The sequence below is a fragment of the Microvirga sp. P4_G7 genome, from assembly GCF_056401005.1.
On record NZ_JBFUKD010000816.1, the window covers coordinates 1 to 1,442 of the forward strand.

General features: G+C 55.1%; 1 protein-coding gene and 1 pseudogene. One reads left to right on the forward strand and one right to left on the reverse strand.

The genetic code is table 11. The features are described from left to right. Positions 1 to 317, reverse strand: a pseudogene (locus tag AC1DT3_RS20950) (hypothetical protein); the annotation flags it as partial. A 611-nt stretch (positions 318 to 928) separates the two neighbouring features. On the opposite strand from AC1DT3_RS20950, the gene AC1DT3_RS20955 reads away from it, so the two are divergent. Beyond that, positions 929 to 1,442 (forward strand): histidine kinase dimerization/phosphoacceptor domain -containing protein (locus AC1DT3_RS20955; RefSeq protein ID WP_477467125.1); only part of this gene is annotated, 514 nt, incomplete at its 3' end.

The window sequence follows — 1,442 nt, forward strand, 5'->3', positions numbered from 1 at the left end:
TCCTCGATGAGCTTCTTGAATTTTCCTCGAAGATTTACCTCGTCGACCGTCAAATATCCGGGCTTTGATATGTCTGGAAAATCTCGCCTGAGGTCGTCTATCGCGTCCTCCTTGAGGAGGCGTGAACCGAGAATGAAGTCATACGGCTCGCTTGAACGTTTCGCGTCCCGTATGGCGGTGAGATCGATGGTCTCCATGGACTCGTCTCCGGCCTTTGCAAGAGCAGAAGCTAGCAGTGCTGGGCTTTCGCGGCCACAGTATCCTTTAGTCGTAAAGAACCAGTACTTAGTGATGCAGCACTTTCCGGCAACTGACAAACTACAGGCGGCGCTCGCCTAGTGCCGCCGGATGACCTGCTCAGACCCCTGACCCTTAAGGAGTACTGAACGCTATGTGAGCCAACAGAGTTGAATCCGTGGTGGCTGCTGCCGTCACCGAGGAGGCAAGTCATGTTTGGCTGGGTCAAAGTTCTCTGTGCGATAATTGCTTTCGCGGGTATTACGGCAGGGGCCGGTGGGATGGCATACGTGAGCCATAACCACGGCGGGGGGTGGACAAATGGCGGTGGCGGAGGTGGCGGCGGGTCCGCTGGAGCTCCGGCTCCAATTGCCGGCGCCGGTCTGCCCTTCCTTCTTATAGTTGGAACTTATGCATTCGTTCGGCAAAGGCGACTACGAACCAATCCGTGACCTGAGCTTGGCGGAAAACGCAGTGCCGGATGGAAAGGCTACTATCGCTCCTCCCGAAGGGTCAGTCGATAATTTTACGATACGGGTGCTCCGCAATCCTCGTCGCCATCTTTTTTGTCTTTCAAGTGGATGGCAGCCCTTACACAGGCCCTAACAGCTTCATTTACTTCATTCCGCCGATCCTTCTGTCCGCAATTATCTTTGACCGCGGCAGTGGCATAGTTGCGACTGTCCTAAGCATGACGCTTGTCGGGCTTCGGTTGGATTGGTCCCTGGGTCCGGCTAAACATGTTGCAGCGCTTACGTTGTTTGCCGTCGTCGCACTTTTCGTCGTGATCGTCGGCGAAAGCATGCGCAAGGCTCTTGAGCGTCTAGCGGAGGCGCATTCTGAACTGCAGGTGCTGCTGGATGAGCAAGGTCATCGTATCAAGAACGACTTAGCAATTTCATCTTCTTTGATCGCGTTGCAGGCACGCTCTCAACCGGACCCCGCAGTCCAGTCTGCGTTGGAAAGCGCTGTGACCCGCCTTCATGTCATTGCGAGAAGCTATGACCACCTTCGTGTTTCAGCGGAGGAGGATCAGGTAACTGACATGCAGGAGTACTTGACCGAAGTGTGCTGGAAGCTTGGAGAGACACTTCGTGGGATCCGCCCAATTGCCGTCATCGTGAATGCCGAGAGCGTTCTGGTAGATGCGCGCAAGGCGAACCGAATCGGCCTGCTCGTCAATGAACTGGTCACAAACGCAATGA